This is a genomic window from Streptomyces sp. NBC_00075 (assembly GCF_045041225.1).
Lineage (GTDB): Bacteria > Actinomycetota > Actinomycetes > Streptomycetales > Streptomycetaceae > Streptomyces > Streptomyces adonidis.
In genome coordinates this window covers 10,729,899-10,745,639 of the sequence record NZ_CP108243.1, presented here as the reverse complement: position 1 = coordinate 10,745,639, position 15,741 = coordinate 10,729,899, and the positions used below count along the sequence as shown (strand labels likewise).

The 15,741-nt window shown below is 69.7% G+C and carries 18 protein-coding genes and 2 pseudogenes; 17 read left to right on the top strand and 3 right to left on the bottom strand.

Annotated elements, in window-relative coordinates; all coding sequences use genetic code 11:
- Positions 1 to 18 precede the first annotated feature (18 nt).
- From OG787_RS47015 to OG787_RS46955, 13 genes and pseudogenes are all read left to right on the top strand, one after another.
- Complete coding sequence (locus tag OG787_RS47015; RefSeq protein ID WP_405539654.1) at positions 19 to 1,812, top strand: type IV secretory system conjugative DNA transfer family protein; 1,794 nt, start codon at positions 19 to 21, stop codon at positions 1,810 to 1,812.
- Between the two features lie 97 nt (positions 1,813 to 1,909).
- Positions 1,910 to 2,149 carry a hypothetical protein gene (locus OG787_RS47010; RefSeq protein WP_405539653.1) on the top strand — a complete coding sequence of 80 codons (240 nt, stop codon included), beginning with the start codon at positions 1,910 to 1,912 and terminating at the stop codon, positions 2,147 to 2,149.
- Positions 2,146 to 3,330 (top strand): DnaB-like helicase N-terminal domain-containing protein, encoded by a 1,185-nt coding sequence (locus tag OG787_RS47005; protein ID WP_405539652.1) that lies wholly within the window; start codon positions 2,146 to 2,148, stop codon positions 3,328 to 3,330. The genes OG787_RS47010 and OG787_RS47005 overlap by 4 nt, the downstream gene beginning before the upstream one ends.
- Entirely contained in the window at positions 3,330 to 3,935 is a 606-nt protein-coding gene (locus tag OG787_RS47000) for a hypothetical protein (RefSeq protein WP_405540789.1), read from the top strand. The genes OG787_RS47005 and OG787_RS47000 overlap by 1 nt, the downstream gene beginning before the upstream one ends.
- Before the next feature lie 25 nt (positions 3,936 to 3,960).
- A pseudogene (locus tag OG787_RS46995) lies at positions 3,961 to 4,116 on the top strand (DNA methyltransferase); the annotation flags it as partial.
- 91 nt (positions 4,117 to 4,207) lie between these two features.
- Complete coding sequence (locus OG787_RS46990; RefSeq protein ID WP_405540788.1) at positions 4,208 to 4,954, top strand: DNA cytosine methyltransferase; 747 nt, start codon at positions 4,208 to 4,210, stop codon at positions 4,952 to 4,954.
- Positions 4,955 to 5,230: 276 nt separating this feature from the next.
- Positions 5,231 to 5,842 (top strand): DUF4913 domain-containing protein, encoded by a 612-nt coding sequence (locus tag OG787_RS46985; RefSeq protein ID WP_405539651.1) that lies wholly within the window; start codon positions 5,231 to 5,233, stop codon positions 5,840 to 5,842.
- 1 nt (position 5,843) lies between these two features.
- Positions 5,844 to 6,650, top strand: a complete 807-nt coding sequence (locus tag OG787_RS46980; protein WP_405539650.1) for a hypothetical protein — start codon at positions 5,844 to 5,846, stop codon at positions 6,648 to 6,650.
- On the top strand, positions 6,647 to 7,117 hold the full coding sequence (locus tag OG787_RS46975; RefSeq protein ID WP_405539649.1) for a type II toxin-antitoxin system RelE/ParE family toxin: 471 nt from the start codon (positions 6,647 to 6,649) through the stop codon (positions 7,115 to 7,117). The genes OG787_RS46980 and OG787_RS46975 overlap by 4 nt, the downstream gene beginning before the upstream one ends.
- A gap of 104 nt (positions 7,118 to 7,221) precedes the next feature.
- Positions 7,222 to 8,019, top strand: a complete 798-nt coding sequence (locus tag OG787_RS46970) for a winged helix-turn-helix transcriptional regulator (protein WP_405539648.1) — start codon at positions 7,222 to 7,224, stop codon at positions 8,017 to 8,019.
- 104 nt (positions 8,020 to 8,123) lie between these two features.
- Complete coding sequence (locus OG787_RS46965; protein ID WP_405539646.1) at positions 8,124 to 8,978, top strand: DUF317 domain-containing protein; 855 nt, start codon at positions 8,124 to 8,126, stop codon at positions 8,976 to 8,978.
- Between the two features lie 29 nt (positions 8,979 to 9,007).
- Positions 9,008 to 9,865: a DUF317 domain-containing protein gene (locus OG787_RS46960; RefSeq protein WP_405539644.1), complete on the top strand. Its 858-nt coding sequence runs from the start codon at positions 9,008 to 9,010 to the stop codon at positions 9,863 to 9,865.
- 132 nt (positions 9,866 to 9,997) lie between these two features.
- Complete coding sequence (locus tag OG787_RS46955) at positions 9,998 to 10,507, top strand: hypothetical protein (protein ID WP_405539642.1); 510 nt, start codon at positions 9,998 to 10,000, stop codon at positions 10,505 to 10,507.
- On the opposite strand, the gene OG787_RS46950 is transcribed toward OG787_RS46955, so the two are convergent.
- A complete protein-coding gene (locus OG787_RS46950) occupies positions 10,504 to 10,692 on the bottom strand; it encodes a hypothetical protein (RefSeq protein ID WP_405539641.1) in 189 nt (62 codons plus the stop codon). The two genes, OG787_RS46955 and OG787_RS46950, sit on opposite strands and share 4 nt — an antisense overlap.
- Before the next feature lie 218 nt (positions 10,693 to 10,910).
- Between OG787_RS46950 and OG787_RS46945 the strand changes: the two genes are divergently transcribed.
- From OG787_RS46945 to OG787_RS46930, 4 genes are all read left to right on the top strand, one after another.
- Positions 10,911 to 11,285, top strand: a complete 375-nt coding sequence (locus OG787_RS46945) for a DUF317 domain-containing protein (RefSeq protein WP_405539640.1) — start codon at positions 10,911 to 10,913, stop codon at positions 11,283 to 11,285.
- Positions 11,286 to 11,337: 52 nt separating this feature from the next.
- Positions 11,338 to 11,631 (top strand): hypothetical protein, encoded by a 294-nt coding sequence (locus OG787_RS46940; protein ID WP_405539639.1) that lies wholly within the window; start codon positions 11,338 to 11,340, stop codon positions 11,629 to 11,631.
- A gap of 48 nt (positions 11,632 to 11,679) precedes the next feature.
- A complete protein-coding gene (locus OG787_RS46935; protein WP_405539637.1) occupies positions 11,680 to 11,904 on the top strand; it encodes a hypothetical protein in 225 nt (74 codons plus the stop codon).
- 233 nt (positions 11,905 to 12,137) lie between these two features.
- Entirely contained in the window at positions 12,138 to 12,320 is a 183-nt protein-coding gene (locus OG787_RS46930; protein ID WP_405539636.1) for a hypothetical protein, read from the top strand.
- A 128-nt stretch (positions 12,321 to 12,448) separates the two neighbouring features.
- Here the strand turns inward: OG787_RS46930 and OG787_RS46925 are convergent.
- Positions 12,449 to 12,816: pseudogene (locus tag OG787_RS46925) on the bottom strand (6-pyruvoyl trahydropterin synthase family protein).
- Between the two features lie 15 nt (positions 12,817 to 12,831).
- Complete coding sequence (locus tag OG787_RS46920; protein WP_405539634.1) at positions 12,832 to 15,585, bottom strand: AAA family ATPase; 2,754 nt, start codon at positions 15,583 to 15,585, stop codon at positions 12,832 to 12,834.
- Positions 15,586 to 15,741: the final 156 nt, after the last annotated feature.

Here is a 15,741-nt window from a genome sequence, read left to right as displayed (position 1 = left end):
ACCCCTCTGGATCCCGCCTTGTCATCTCCGCGTACCAACACGCCCTCGACCACCACCGGCACCGACTTCCTCCTCTACCTCCTGATCGGCATCGCCGGTCTCGGTATGGCAGGAGGCTCGCTGGCCTGGCTGTTCGGCAATCTCGCCAACGTCGTTGCCGGCTCCGATCCGTGGGCCGCCTTCCAGCCGACCAACGCGCTCCTGCACCCCAGGCTGGTCTGGCCGCATCTCCCTCACCCCGCCGTCCTCACCGGCTGCTATCTGCTGCCGAGCGCCGTGCTCGCCGTGGCAGCCGTTCTCGGGGCCCGGCTCTGGCTGCGTCTTCGCCGTAATCCCAGCGGGCTGGCCGATCGGCGGGACCTGGCCGATCTGCTGCCCCGGAAGATCGCCAAGAAGGCGGTCGATCTGCGGCCCAGTCTGAAGGGCACCAAGCCCAAGGACGTGGAGCCGGACGATCGCGGCGTGCTGCTCGGCACACTGAAGCCGGGTGCCACCGAGGTGCGTTCCTCCTGGGAGGACGTGCTTCTCGCGATCATGGCGCCTCGGTCCGGGAAGACGTCCGGTCTGGCGATACCCGCGATTCTGCGTGCCCCCGGCCCGGTACTGCTGACCTCGAACAAGGCGGCACGCGACGCCTTCACGGCGACGCTCGGCGAGCGTTCCCGGGTGGGCACGGTATGGACGCTGGACCCGCAGCAGATCGCGCACGCCCCGCAGATCATGTGGTGGGACGTCCTCGCCGACGCCCATGATCTCGCCGGGGCCCGGCGGCTGGCCGGGCACTTCGTGACCGCCTCTGTGGACGAGTCGAGCGCGGGTGACTTCTGGTCCACCGCCGCCGCCAACACTCTCACCGCCCTGTTCCTCGCCGCTGCCCGCGACGGCCGCCCGATCACCGACGTGCTGGCCTGGCTCGCCTCCCCCGCCGACCGCACGCCCATCGACCTCCTCCAGGACGCCGGCCTCGACGCCGTCGCCGCACAGCTCCAGGGCACGGTGGCCGGTGCCGTCGAGACCCGCGACGGCATCTTCGAGACCGCCCGGCAGTACGCGAGCTGTCTCCTCGACCCGGCCATCGCCGCCTGGGTTACCCCGTCCAACGGTCTTGAGAAGGTACGGGAGTTCAAGCCGCAGGAGTTCGCGACCAGCAAGGACACGCTGTTCCTGCTGTCGAAGGACGGCGGCGGCTCCGCCTCGGCGATCATCGCCGCAGCCGCCGACGCGGTGATGCGTGCGGCCGTCCTCCAGGCCGAACGTGACGGCGGGCGCCTCGACGCGCCGCTGTTGGCGATCCTCGACGAGGCCGCCAATGTCTGCAAGATCGCGGACCTGCCCGACCTCTACTCCCACCTCGGCTCCCGCGGCGTCATCCCGATCACGATCCTCCAGTCCTACCGCCAGGGCGTACGGGTCTGGGGCGAGGCCGGCATGGACGCCCTGTGGTCCGCCGCGACGATCAAGTTGATCGGCTCCGGCATCGACGACGCCGACTTCGCCGACAAGCTGTCCCGCCTCGTCGGCGACCACGACGTACGCACCGTCTCCGTATCCACGAGTGAGTCGGGCAAGTCGACATCGGTCTCGATGCGTCAGGAGCGTGTGCTGCCTGCCGACGCAATCCGGGCCCTGCCCAAGGGCTCCGCGCTCCTGTTGGCCACCGGCGTCCGTCCGGCGCTGCTCGACCTCAAGCCCTGGTTCCGCGAACCGGACGCCGACCGTCTTGGCGCCGCCTCCGCCGAGGCGACCGCGGCCATCACCGAGCGGGCGCTGGCCAAGCACCTGCGTCGCGACGACTTCGGCCCGGCCGCGTGACCGCCCCGGTACGGCAGCGAGTCAGCACCAGACGCCTAGGCCTGGTGCCTGCCTCCGCCCAGCCGCTGCTCGTTCCCCTTCTGCCTGAGGTGCTCCGATGTCCCATCCCGTACCGCCGACCTGGGCGTCCGTCCGCCCCGTCGAGCGACTTGCCGACACGCCCGCCGTACGCCGCGACGGCCATTGGTGGCTCGTCTCTCCAACCGGGTCTCTGCCCGCCTCGGATGCCGCCTTCACCAGTGAACTGGACTGCTTCGCCGCCGACTTGGCCGCCGCCAACCGCGCCGTCGCACACCTGAACTCCGGCCGAGGGCCCGTCGGCGAGGTCTCCCGATGACACCGCTCATACAGGCCGAACAGGCGGTCCTGGGCGCCGTCTTCCTCGATCCCGGCCAACTCGACCACCTCTCCCCCTGGCTGCGACCTGACCACTTCTCCCGCCCCGCGCACCGGGCCCTGTACGCCGCGATGCTCAAACTCCGAGCAGACGGCCACCCCGCCACCACGATAAGCGCCGGCGAGCCCCTGCCGCTGGCCTGGGTGACCGACACCCTGCAGGAGGCCGGCACCCGCACGCGCGGACTGACGGCGCCGTACGCCCACTCGCTCGTGTCCGCTTGTCCGCGCCCCGCGCACGCCCCGGTCTACGGACGGATGGTCCTGGAAGGCGCCATCCACCGCAGTGTGGCCCAACACGCCATCCGCCTCCACCAGGCCGCCCGTGCCGACGGAGTCCGCGGGGGTGTCGAGGAAACGATCCGTCACGCCCAGATCCTGTCCGACGTCCTCACCGACCTCGCCCACCGGTGGGGCACCGACCCACGCCCCCTGGCGCCGCCCGCACCGAGTCAGCCGTCGGCACACCAGCCGCAGCCTGTGGACGAGGAAGTCCTGGCCGACGAGGAGTTCCTCCTCGGCTGTCTCAGCGTCCGCCCCGACCAACTGCTCGACGTCGTCGGATGGCTCCACCCCGACGACTTCGCCGACATCGGCCACCAGCACATCTACCGCTCCCTAGGAGCACTGCACCACCGCGGTGAACCCATCGACCAGCTCACCATGCTGTGGGAGACACAGCGCCGGGGCGCACTGGCCGACGGGAGCCTCGACGCCGAGCGCGTCCTGCGGATCTGCGACCCGCTGGCCTTCTCCGGAGCGGCCGAGTACTTCGGCGAGCGCATCGTTCAGGCATCCCTCGTACGAGCGGCGGCCATGGCAGCCCGGCAGGTGCGGGCGCTGGCCGACACCGAGGCCCTGGCCCCGGGACGGCTGATCGGTTACGCCCTGCACGCCCTGGGACCACTCGACGACGTCCGCCGCCGCTGGCGAGCCGCCTCCGAGAGCGAGACTGCGCCGCTCCGTCCGGCCGGCCCAACAGACGCGCCTGCGGCCACACGAATCGACGCCGCCCGCTCGCGCAGTCCTCTTCCTGTAACGGCCCCCGCGCCGGCCACGGCATCAGCCACGCCCGCATGCTCCCCTACCCCTGATCGACACCCCCGCCGGAGCCATTCGTGATGCACCGCACTGGCCGCGCCGCCATCGAGCAGGGCGAGCTGTATCTCTTCGCCGTGGAGTTCGACAAACTGCGGGACGACATCAGCGTTCCCCAGACACCCAGCGAGCTTGTCGGCCTCGCCACCGCGGCCAAACAACTCGCCGTGCTGGCCGACCTGATCAAGGACTTGTCCGACGACGTCCTCTTCCGCGCCACGGACAACACCGCCGCGCTCGACCTCGGCCCGGTCGTCCACGCCTACGCTGGCGCAGCCGTCCCCGCAGGACAGGCCCTGAAGAACCACACCGAAGCGCTCGCACAGTTCGGCTTCCTCAACCGGTACGCCAAGGCCCCTGAATCCGGGGATCTCCGCGATGCCCGGAAGGCCGCCTTCCGGGTTATCCAGGAGCGGACGGAGCGTGTCCGGGACAGCCTGCAGGACGTCGTCGTCGACCTGCGGCGTGCGGCGGACCGCCTGGACGGCACCCCGCCGCACATGCTGGCGGCCCTGAGCCGCTCGGTCCTCCCCGCCGATTCGCCCGAACGCCTCCCTGCGTGCCCCGAACCGCCCGCGCCTGCACCGGTCCGCCTCGCCTTCACCCCCGTACCCCGCCACGCACGTTGATCTTCCGGGGTCGCCGACGCCTCCGTTGATCGGGAGCCTGTGCTCCGGCTACGGCGGCCTGGACCTGGGCGCCCAGGCCGCCCTCGGGGGCACGCTCGCCTGGCACGCCGAGGTCGATCCGGGCGCCTCCCGGATCCTGTCCCGCCACTGGCCCACCGTGCCCAACCTCCGCGACATCACCGCCGTGGACTGGGCCGACGTCCCCGGGGTGTGCGTCTTGACGGCCGGCTTCCCCTGTCAAAGACGTCTCCGACGCCGACCGCCGCGCCGGACTGGCCGAAGGCACCCGTTCCGGGCTCTGGCACCACGTCGTCCGCGCCGTCGAAGCCCTCAACCCCTGCCTGGTGGTGGTCGAGAATGTCCGAGGGCTCCTCACCTCGCCCGCCGGTTCCCCTGGCGACGTGGAATTCTGCTTGCGGTGTCTGGGAGACACCGCAGGTCAGCCTGCTGTGCGAGCGCTCGGTGCCGTACTCGGCTCCCTGGCCGACCTCCGGTTCGATGCGTGCTGGTGCGTGCTTCGCGCCGCTGACGTCGGAGCCCCGCACCGCCGGGAGCGGATCTTCCTCGCCGCCTGGCCGTCCGGACGGGTCGCCCCTGCTCAAGATGCCGACCAGCAACCTGGGGGCCAACGGCGGCAGTCAGCACCCGGCGAAACGCAAGCAGGGCGGCCACGGCCCGAACCTGGCGGACGAGGTCGAGTGGCTCCTGCCCACCCCGAAAGCCTCGGACGGTACGAAGGGTTCACCCAACCAGCGCCACGGCAATGGGGACTTGACCCTGCCCCCTCGGCGGCAGCCCGGCTGCGTCCGACACACCGGGCAGGGGAGACCGGCACACCGGTCCGTCGACCGGGAGCAGGCTTCCTGCCGCGCCTCTCGGCAGTGGTACTCCCGCTGTTCGCCGAGCCGGTTCCGACGAAGGACGGGCCGGGACCTGGGGACGCTACGCCGCCGCCATCGCCCGATGGGAGACGGTCACCCGTCTCGCACCACGGCCGACCGATGACGCGGGCCGCCTGAGCCCGCTGTTCGTGGAGTGGATGCAGGGCCTCCCGCCGGGCTGGGTGACCGACACACCCGGGCTGGTCCGCCCGGCCCAACTGACCGCTCTGGGCAACGGAGTTGTGTCGCAACAGGCTGCCCGCGCGCTGCGGATCCTGGCGCCACCTCGCTCCGTCTGCCGTCACCGCACGCCGGGTTGAGCAGTGCCTTCTACACCCGATGTCCGGCCGGGCCAAACCCCGGTTTCTCCGGACCCTCGACACCCCACCCAACAGATCCTGCACAGGGGTAGCTATGTCCGAACCCGCTCACAAGAGCGAGCCGGTACGCATACCGGACCACGACCTGGACGACCTCGTCGCCACGGTCACCCGGCTCGTCGCGGAGAGCCGCAAGCAGGGCGAGACGCTCGCCCTGCTCACCGACGACCACCCGTCCCAGGAGGACGACGACCCGGGCGACGCCGATCGCCCCGAACCCGCGGCATCGCCCCCGTCTCGAGCGGCCGGCGATCCGAACGCCCCCTCGGCGGAGGAGCCCGCCTCCGTCTTCATCCTGGCGCTCGCCCCCAAGGCGTACGCCGAAGAACTGGCGGCGTTGACGAACTGGGTGCACGACCTGCTCATGCCGGTCTACGGCCGGGAGATCACCACCGGCCGCCCGTGGTGCCGGCAGTGGCAGGAGCACCCCGAGGCCGTCGCCCGGCTGCACGCGCTCTGGCTCGCCTGGCAGCAGCTCACCGACGTCCAGGCCGGCCTCACCGGTCCCTCGACGTGGCACCGCGATCACCTCGACCCAACACTGCTCCAACTCCGCACCCCCGATGGGCCGTTCGGCGCGTGCACGACGAGCGCGGCCCGCCCCCACCACCGGCTGCTCGCCTCACCCGTGCCCGCCGGAGTCTGAGATGACCCACGCGTACGAACCGCTCGTACCGGACTACCGGATCGACGGCTTCGAGGCCGCTACCGAGCAGATCGAGGAGGACTTCTCCTCCGTCACGCTCACCGACGACCTGTTCGTCACCCTCACCGACTACCACAGCGCCGACGGCCGCGACAGCTACCTGCTGTTGTACGACCGGGCCGCGATCTGGGACATCCCTGGTACGGCGGAGTACGTGACGCTGCACATCACCCGGGACGTCGAGCAGCAGACGTTCGACTTCACGTCCGAGCGCCACCCGGTCGTTCCCCTGGCACAGAACTGGCTCGTCCACCGGGGGTGCCCAGGGGAAGCCGCCGAGTTGTCCGACCCCCATGGGCCCCGCCCCGCCGACGCACTCTCGGCACGCCTTGAGGACCTGCTCAGGACCAACCCCGGCGACCGCTACGAGGTCCTCGACCACTACACCGACAACCCGTCCTCCGCCGATTCCGGCATCGAAGTCCGCGCCCTCGTCTACGACAGTCACCCGGACTCCGCGCAGACGCCATGCCGCCTCTTCCTCGAAGAGACGACCAAGGACCTGCGCTCTTACACCCTCCGGGAGGGCGCCTTCGCCAGCGCCGACGCGGCGGACGCCTGGGCCACGGAGCGCGACTCGCCGCTCCCCCTGGCACCTCCCCCACCCGGTTCGACCGACCGCAGGACGGCCGCCGCACGCGCCCGTTCCACGCTCCGGGGCAACGGCCTCGCCGTAGCCCCGGCGCCGGTCTCCCCGCCACGGTCAGCAGGGCCTCCTCCGCCGCGTCCTCGTGGGGGCACGTTGTGAGCCGGGCACGGTACGCCTTCGCCGCGCATCCCGAGGCACTCGCCGATCTGCGTTCCGTACCGGAGGACATCCGCGACCTGGCCCTCCTCGAACTGCAGCACCTGGTCCACGGCAACGAACGCGGGGCCGCCCTGCAACGCGAACTGGCGGGCTGTCACAAGGTCTACGTCGACCCGGAGACCCGGTGGCGACTGGTCATCCAGTACCGGGACGCGCCCGCCTCCTCACAGCACAAGCGGGAGATCTATCTCCTGGCCGTCGGCGAGCGCCAGGACCAGGCCGCCTACCGCACCGCCGCCCTCCGGCTGGAGCGCGAGCGAGGAGCCACCAACACCTCCGCCCTGGGACGCCGCGCCCAAGCGGCCAGGTCCCGTTCCCCTCACGGCAGCAACGGCCAAGGAACCGCCGCCAGCCCGCCGCCCCCTGCCGGTCCCAGTACGCACCAGCGGACCCGCCACACCCGCTGATCCCCTTTTCACGCCGCCTCCTCGCTGGCCGTCACCGACCACACGCCTCAAACAACAGGGCGATCCTGCTGACGGCTCCGCAACCAGCTCCCGGAGAAATGACCATGCCCGACCTCGAAATGGCGCACGAGCACGTCAAGTTCATCAATCAGGCCATCGCCCGGCTCGCACCGCGATGGACCACCTGGACCCTGCAGACCATCCAACAGCGCGGCCCCCTGCGCGTCGCGAACATCTCCTCCGCGCTGCCGTGGATCGGTATCCAGAACACCGCGCAGGTCGTACGCCGTATGGAGACGGCCAGCCTTCTGGAACGACCGGAGCACGGTGTGTACGCCCTCTCACCGCTGGGCCGCAGCGCGGAGCCCGCCCACCGCGCGCTCGTTTCCTGGCACCGCGCTCACTTCGCCGACACCGGACCCGCACTCGCCGAGGCCGAGCGTGCCGAAGACGCCCTTCGCCGGCTGCGTGGCAAGGGCGCCATCGAGGTTCTGGAGGCCCTCACGCAGTACGGCCCGCTCCCCAACGGCGAACTGCGGGCCGCCGCTCGGCTGGCCACCGGTACCTTCCACTACCGCGTCAATCAACTCAAGACGGACCAGCTCCTCACGCGGACCAGCGACTTCTCCGGCGCCAAGTACACCCTGACGCCCGCCGCCCGGTCCCTCTCGACCGTGTACACGGAACTCACGGCGTTCGCCCGTGGCAGCGAGGCAGTCCTCGCTCCCCGCAGCGGTGAGCACAGCACGGCGGCTCAGCAGACGGCCGGTACGGCGCGGGCGACAGCGGCCGTACGACGCAGTCCTTCCGCCTTCCCCGGACTGTTCTCGCACGCCCCGGACCCGCAGCCACGCGTCCCCGGGCACATCACAGCGCTCTCCCGCCCCTCACGGACCAGGTGATCCCCCATGCCCGCAGAAAGATCCCGCCGCTCCCACGGCGCCCGTGCGAAGCCGAACGCCACTCGCGCGGGCGCCCGTTCGCCGCCCCGACGGAGGTCTCCCCCATGCCCAGCACCGAACCCCGTACCCGCGCAGCGGATGCCGAAGTCCTGGTCAGCCCCGGCTACCTCGCCGGCCCCGGACCCAGCACGGCCGTCTTCAACATCCTCGACAACGCCGCTGGTTGGACCAAGACCGTCGCCTTCGGCACCGACACCTACTACACCAGCCCGTGCCAGCGCGTCCGCGTCGCCAACCCTGTGGAGAGCCACTACGGCGGGTGGACCGTCTCCTACGCGGAGGACCCACTCGGCGTTCCCGACTGGATCACCACGTTCGATCGGAACACCCCCAGCGAGATCGTCGCCGCGTTCACCGAGCCCCTCGTCGACGGACTGCACAACAACTTCGCCGACTACCTCAGCGGCGGCAAGCACCACACGGGCACCAGCCCGGCCTCACTGATCGCACGCCATGGGTGGCAACCAGTACACGGCTCCCAGCCGTTCCGTACGCTCTCGCCCGACCGGCACGCCGCCTACCAGATGCAGGTGGGATGGCTCCACGAATACGACGAGCTGATCAGCCCCGCGAAGTCGACGTGGCACATGTCCGCCGGCCCTGACCCCGTCTTCGCGCCCGCCTGGCAGGCGTTCTTCAGCCGATTCACCCCGCAGCACCTCATCGCGGCGTCGGCCGCCGTGTTCACCGACCCCGCCCCCGTGCTGCGCACCGCTGAGCACATTCCGGACCGCCACCGCGCCCTGGTGTCGGTCACCCTCCCGGAGCCTGCCGCGCTGGTCCCGCGCGCCGCTGCGGCCCTCGCCCGCAGCGCGCATGTCCGAGCAGTGCCCGTGCCGCCGTCCCCGGCCGCGCCCGCCGTGCTCGCCCCGCACGCCGGACCCCGGCGCCAGCGATAGCGCCCCGCCCAGAGTTCTGGAGTCCCACCGTGCCCAACTCCGCCCGCTTCGAAGACGTCCAGGTCTCCCCCTTCTACCTCGCCGGCCCGACCTCCGATTTCACCGGCGACCCCGCCCTGGCGCCTCTCCTCGATCTCGGCTTCGCCGTGAACCATGACGACGCGCACAACGTGTACGTCTCCTCACCAGCCCAGGACATCCGGCTCGGCTACCTGCCGGAAGGGCCGGACCACACGCTGTGGAAGGTCACCGTCCACACCGACCTCTTCGAACCCCCGCGCTGGATGGCCACCTTCGACACGGCCACGCCCATCGAGCTGGTGACCGCGTTCACCACCGCCCTCGCCAACAGTCACGCCGAAGGCCCGGACTCCTACCTCACTGGAACGGCACTCCGGGCCGAGGAGGGACTCCGTCCGTTGACCGAAGCGGGCTGGAAACACGAATACCTGCGGGCCGAGACACTCCTGACCGCACCCGACCAACTCGCCGGGCTCACCTACTCGCGCCGCTTCCTCACCCCAGAGGCCGAACTGCGCGAAGACGCTGCCCGTTGGCTCCTGTGGGGAGGCCGGGACGGTTACATCTCACGCTGGTACGCCTCCTTCACCACCCACACACCCGTCCGTCTGATCGCGGCCACCACAGCACGCCTGGCCGACCCCACCCCCGTGATCCGGCACCCGCGCGACGTCCCCGCCCGAAACCGGGGAGCCGCTCACATCACCCCCGTGAGGCCGCCGGTGCCCACTCCACTGGATGTCCGCCGTGCCTCCGCCGCACGGGCCAGCTCCACCGTTGCCAAGCACCTCGTACGCGCCCCGGCGGCGCCCGCCCCAGCCGGTCCGGGCTCCCGCCTCCCCGTCCGCTCGCCGTACCGCCGATGACCGCGCCGGGCCGACCACCGCAGCAAAGTTGCAGACCGCGTGACCGGTACGACACTCGCTGCGTCCACCGCAGCCACCGCCACCACTCGCACTGACCGCCCGCCTCCTCCATCCACTGAGAAAGCAAGGATCATGTCCGATCCCACCGACCTGGCAGCCGCCGACCAAATGATCGAATCGGCCTGGGGACACCCCGTGGAGGATCTTCACGTGTACCTGCGCGAGGGCAGGGTGAACGACCCGGCCCTCGTGGCGGCCCTACGGATACGCGGAGCACTTGAAATCGATGGCACCGACATCGCGAACCACCGTGAGCGCGTGCACCGTTTCACCCGGCCCGCCCGCGTCCCGCTGTTCCACGACCTGAAGGGAATCGGTTCCTCGTCCTCCGACCTGCTGAGCGCCCACGCCAGCAGCCAGGCCCGCGTTCACGCAGTCCGATCCATCGTTGACGCCTACCCCGAGGGGTACCTGGCCGAAGGCCTGGCCCGGTCACTGAACCGGTCCGCTGCGCCGCGGACCGAGGCAGCGAGGGCGCGCTCGACCACCTCAGTGTCCGCATCGCCGAGGAACCCGCCGGGCACCGAATCCCCAGCACATCACGGCACGGGGGACAACAAGGGGCACGCTCCGCGCCGCTAAGCGTTTTCGGCCCGTCCGTGGCCGCCCGCTCGCGGTGCTCTCCCGTCCCCGGTTGCCAGCAGCCGCGTCAACTCCTCCACCGTCACCTCGATCCGCCGCCCATCGGCCATCCGGGCACGGCCCAAGGCTGCCGCCTCGACGTCATCGACGGCCTCGTCGTACACACGGATCTCCTCGTCGGCCAAGTCCGATCCCCCTTCCTCCAGGCTGCAAACGGTCGTTTCCGCAACAGCTGCGGGAACGACCGTTTCATTCCGCCTTCGACGGACATCAGCCGTCGCATCCGAGGCCAGTTCGCCCACGGCAGACGCGCGCTGCGGCCAACGAGTGGAGACCCCGCCCCAGACCATGTCAACGTACGGGAGCCCGAAAAAACCGCAGGTCAACGAAGGGTTCTCTGCTCGTGTCGCCCACCACCACCATCTCGTTCCAGCCTCTGTCCGAACCTCCGCTGCCCGCCCTCGGCGCACGGCAATGGCTCCTCGAATGCCACTGCGCCCGTCCCGTCACCGACCTCCTCCACGGCCAGGGCTGGGACGTCGTCACCGACCTGGACTGCAATGTCCACTGCTCCAGCCCCGACCGGCGCGTGTACGTGGGTTTCCTCCCCGAAAGCCGGGAGGCAGCGCGCGGCGAGCTGTGGCACATCCACGTCACGGACAAGGACGCCACCACGGCCTGGCGCCAGGCATTCGGGCCGGACACCCCAGCACAGGCCGTCGCCGGATTCCTCGCCGCCCTGATCGCCGTCCCCACCCATTACTGCACCTGCGTCTGACGGCCGCCCGGCAGCCGCCACAAGCCCTACCCACCGCCCGAGAGGTCGCTCCATGCCCCGCCATTCGATCACCGTGACCGCCTACCACTCCGACGACACCGTCTGCCCCTCCGAACACAAGCACACCAGAACCGGTGAACCGCTCACGGAGGGGTGCACGGGACAGGACCGCTTCATCTCCACGTGCAGCTGCACGACCTCGACTAGCAGCTCCTCGTCGACGAAGAACTACGCCATCGCAGAAGGCAGGCGCCACCGCGCCGCACAGCAGCAAGAGGAGTCACCGGCGCCGTCGAAGGGCCCAGCTGTGCTTCGCGAGCTGCTTCGACTCGACACGGACGACTGAACGCCGGCCACGCTCCCGCTTCACCCCCTCACCGCCCAGGAGACTCCCTTGCCCCACACGATCACCGTCGGCCACCTGATCCATCAGCTTCAGACCGTCGACCCCGACCTGCCCGCGTACTTCGCCGTCAACCCGGACTGGCCGTACGCCCACCGTATCGGCCGCATCGTGGAGATCACCGGAACGGACGGAGCCGTCTACATAGCCGAAAACGGCCAGGAGGGCGTTCTACCGCCCGCAGCCCGAAACCAGCTGGACTGGGCCAGCGTATGACTTGCCGCCCCCGCACCCAGCCCGCTGCGTCGCCGATCAGCTCCCAGGACCACCTGATCCTCAGTGACCTGGTCCGATACCCCATGCCACAGTCCGCACTCGGTGCCCTGATCCGCTCGGTTCCCCCGCTTCCCACGCAGCCGATCCGCACGGTGTGGGCAACCGGTCCAAGGGCCGGTTGCCTCCGCCCCGGCTCCGTCCTGCTGAGCTGGGAGCCCAGCCTCCCAGGCGGAATGAACGTGAACGCCCACCTCGGACTGGCCGCGACGGATGCCCTCCTCGCCAACTGGCCGGACCTTCACGGCGACTGGACCCCGGTCGTACACCCCACGGTGCTGGAGGTCATCGGTCTCTACGCCGCACTGTCCGTGGCCACTGACGCCCTGTGCCTCGCCAACCACCTGGCCGCCAGCTAACGATCAATCGTCTCGAACGCCACCAGGGCTGCCCCACGAACTGGGGCAGCCCTCGGCTCGTTGGAGTATCGAAGCTGAGCTGTGGAAAGCGGCCACACCCGACATCGTGCGAGCCGGGAAAGTCGCGACTACGGCCGGTAGATCGCCCACGTCTTGGGTGTCTCCGATACCTTCACCGCCGAAAGTTCGGGTAGTTCGTCACGCCATCTGTCGAAGATCCACTTGGCGAGGTTCTCTGCCGAAGGAGAGCACCCCCCCCCCCCATCGATTCGTTGAGGTGCCGGTGATCGAGGGTGTCGTCCATCCACTTCTTGAACGTGTCGAGGTCCCTGTAGTCCCGTACGAATCCCGGAGGGGTGAGCGCGTCATCCTCGGCCGAGAGTTCGAGGACGACGATGTAGTTGTGGCCGTGCATGCGTGCGCAAGGGTGCCATGCGGGCAGCTGGTCGAGCACATGGCTCGCGGAGAAGTGGAACTCCTTGGTTATGGTGTACACGCTTTCCGCCTCCCTCTACTCCTCCGTGCGGGAATCACCCTGGTCCCGCACTGTAACCGCGGATTCGGCGGGCACCGACGGCACATCCGCGAACAAGGCCTGGTTGAGCGGTACGGCGTTCAGGAAGTGGTCCCGTCGGCGCGGATCGCCGATGCTGTCCGCCTTGCGGCTTACCTCCGCGCGGGCCCGCACCAGCAGGCTGCCCGCCTCCTCGTCGTCGCCCGCTGCGGCCAGAGCGCGCGACACGTCGTACAGCACCTCTTCCGTGCGCAGGGCAGGCATCGCACCCCGCTCGACGAGGATCGCGTAAGCCGCACGGGCGTCGTCGACCGCGTTCCGGACATCGCCCTCCTCGAGCCGGAGGCGGCTGCGCAGGCAGAACGCGGCGATGCGGCTGCGGGCCATCTGCGTTGTCTCCGTCTCGACGAGTGTGTCCCCGATCAGCCGGAGGGCCTGTCCGGAATCCTCTCCTACGGCCGTGAGCACGTCCACGTACAAGTTGCGGACGATGGGCACCAGGTTGACCAGCCACGTCTCCTGGGTCTCAAGCCAGGCTGCCCGGATCCGCCAGAGCGCTTCTGGCGCACGCTCGGGTGTACGGGAGGCGATCAGGGCCAGGAGTGCGTTGTTGTAAGCGTGCCAGCCGCTGATGCTCTCGCCCTTCTCCTGGTGCTCCTCCTCGAAGCCCAGCGCCCTGGCAAGTACGGCCTCGGCTTCCTCCGTGTCGCCCAAGGCCATGCGCAGTTGAGCAAGATAGTTCAACGCTACGGGCAGCTCGCCGCGCATCACCTCACCGCTCAGCCGCTCCACGCAGCGCAACAACCGTTGCAGGGCTTCGTCGAAGCGGCCGGCGTCGAAGAGATTGACGCCGATCTGCATCTCATTGAGGTTGCGGGCGTGCTGAAGTACCGGGTTCGCGACGTCACCGAGTTCGGCGGAGGAGGCGTACAATTCTTCGGCCTCGAAAAGAACCCCCAGGCCGGCTTCCAGGTCGCGTTTGGGGAGCTGGCGACCGTACTCGACGAGCGCGACGTAGAGCACTTCGGTACCTTCTGGTCCGCACTCCCGGGCGAGGGTGACCGCCTCGTGGAGTTTTTCCAGCGAGGGCTCAAGGCCGCGTACCGCGAGAAGCGTCTTGCCGCGCAGCAGCGCGGTGCGGGCGATCAGCAACCGGTCACCGAGGCGGCGGGCCGACTCCTCGGCCTCGGCCGCCAGCGTGTCGATACCGGGTGCCTCCGGCCGGCTCCCGCTGCCCTTCCAGCGCACCTCTGTGAGGCTCAGCAGCAGTTCGGCAGCCTCCACGAGCCGCCGATCACGTTCCGGGCTTCCTTCGGGTAGCTGCCGAGCCGAGTCGAGGGCGGTCTGGCAGTACTTCTCCGCCTGAATGAACGACAGCTCCTCCACGGCCACGGACCGTGCAAGCCGGTAGTGGGCAGCAGAGCTCGCGGCAGCACGAGCCGGGCCGGCCGCGCGCAGGTGTCCGGCAATCATGACGCGGACTTCACGCGGAAGATCCTCACCGCTACGCGGCAGTCGTTCCAGGGCTTCGGCTATACGAGCGTGCCGCAGCAGCAGCGCCCCCTCGTCCTGCTGCTCTTGCCGGATGCACGACTGGAGAGCACGGTGCTCGAAGTCGTACCAGTCGACGTGCAATGTGTCGGCCCACCGTGGCATGTCCGCACGACGCCGTTCGCGCACCAGCCCGTGCTCGCGCCCGACGCGGTGCAGCAGGTCCTGAACACGGATCTGGGGGATTCCGGTCACTTCGGCGAGCGTGTGCGAGAAGAAGAACTCGCCTGCGGTGGCTCCGAGAACAAGCAGTTCACGGACTTCGGGGTCGATGCGCAGGAAGCGTTCCCTGAACGCGTCCGGCAGTTCGTCCGGCAGCGGCACGTCCGTCCCATAGCCGGGGCGCCACAGCTTCAGGACCTGGTCCACGAAGACCGGACGCCCGGCGGTCAGCGAGTGCACCTGCTCCGCGAAGCCGACGGGAACGTCTTGGCCCTGTAGCCGGACGCTTACCAGCTCTCCGACGGCCCAGTCCGGTAGGGGCGGGACCCTGTGGCGTGCCACCAGCAGATTGTGTCTCCTCTCCCACACATGGAGCAGCTGCTCGACCTGGGCACCACTCACCGTCGACGACGCGTACGAACCGATACCCAGCACCAGGCTGAGCGGCTCGCCTTCGAGGTTACGCAGCAGCATGTTCAGGAGTTCGCGGCTCCCCTCGTCGAACAGCTGGACGTCATCGATCAGCAGCAGGAGCGGTAAGCCGTCACGCGCCTCCGCCAGCAGCGCTTCGACGATCCCGTAGGTCATGGCCATCCGCGGCGGCCCCAAGCTGTCTCCCGGGACGGACCCGGTGCCAACGGCCGCCTCGGCCGCCGCCCGCCACGCCTCGACCACGCCTCCGAACCCAGGAATGGCGGCGGACAGCAGAACCGGTGTGGCAGCAGCGGCGCCTCGTCCCATCGCGCGGGCCCACATCGATCTGCGCTTCCCGCCGCGTGACGATGAACTCAGTTCGTCGAGAGCGTCGAGAAACGGTCCGTACTCGCCTCCCCTGCCGAGCCCCGGCACACAGCTCACCAGCACCACGCGGCACGCTCCGCCGGACCACCGGCGATGCACCTCGGCCAGCAGCGACGATTTGCCGATGCCCGAGTCACCCTCAACGACCAGGACACTGCTGCTCCCCTCCTCCAGTCTCCTCGCGACGCTCCCGATCACGCTCAGGCTGTCCTCACGGTCGACGAACACCGCCGCCACTGCGCCCCCTCACCTCACCGTCTTGACCATGCACCACGTCAACAACACGCAGGGTCAGGGTATTTGACACAAGACGATCTACGAAAGCTTTCCGGGTCGCGGCCCAAGAGCCGCAGTGAACCAGGCGGGATACAGCTGGCTCCTCCCGGCGAAACA

What these genes read in the sequence shown, in the direction of transcription:
- OG787_RS46955 (WP_405539642.1), top strand. Translation starts at nt 9,998, where the DNA reads ATGTCCGATCCCACCGACCTGGCAGCCGCCGACCAAATGATCGAATCG.
- OG787_RS46985 (WP_405539651.1), top strand. Translation starts at nt 5,231, where the DNA reads ATGTCCGAACCCGCTCACAAGAGCGAGCCGGTACGCATACCGGACCAC.
- OG787_RS47000 (WP_405540789.1), top strand. Translation starts at nt 3,330, where the DNA reads ATGCACCGCACTGGCCGCGCCGCCATCGAGCAGGGCGAGCTGTATCTC.
- OG787_RS46940 (WP_405539639.1), top strand. Translation starts at nt 11,338, where the DNA reads ATGCCCCGCCATTCGATCACCGTGACCGCCTACCACTCCGACGACACC.
- OG787_RS46930 (WP_405539636.1), top strand. Translation starts at nt 12,138, where the DNA reads ATGAACGTGAACGCCCACCTCGGACTGGCCGCGACGGATGCCCTCCTC.
- OG787_RS46965 (WP_405539646.1), top strand. Translation starts at nt 8,124, where the DNA reads ATGCCCAGCACCGAACCCCGTACCCGCGCAGCGGATGCCGAAGTCCTG.
- OG787_RS46980 (WP_405539650.1), top strand. Translation starts at nt 5,844, where the DNA reads ATGACCCACGCGTACGAACCGCTCGTACCGGACTACCGGATCGACGGC.
- OG787_RS47005 (WP_405539652.1), top strand. Translation starts at nt 2,146, where the DNA reads ATGACACCGCTCATACAGGCCGAACAGGCGGTCCTGGGCGCCGTCTTC.
- OG787_RS46970 (WP_405539648.1), top strand. Translation starts at nt 7,222, where the DNA reads ATGCCCGACCTCGAAATGGCGCACGAGCACGTCAAGTTCATCAATCAG.
- OG787_RS47010 (WP_405539653.1), top strand. Translation starts at nt 1,910, where the DNA reads ATGTCCCATCCCGTACCGCCGACCTGGGCGTCCGTCCGCCCCGTCGAG.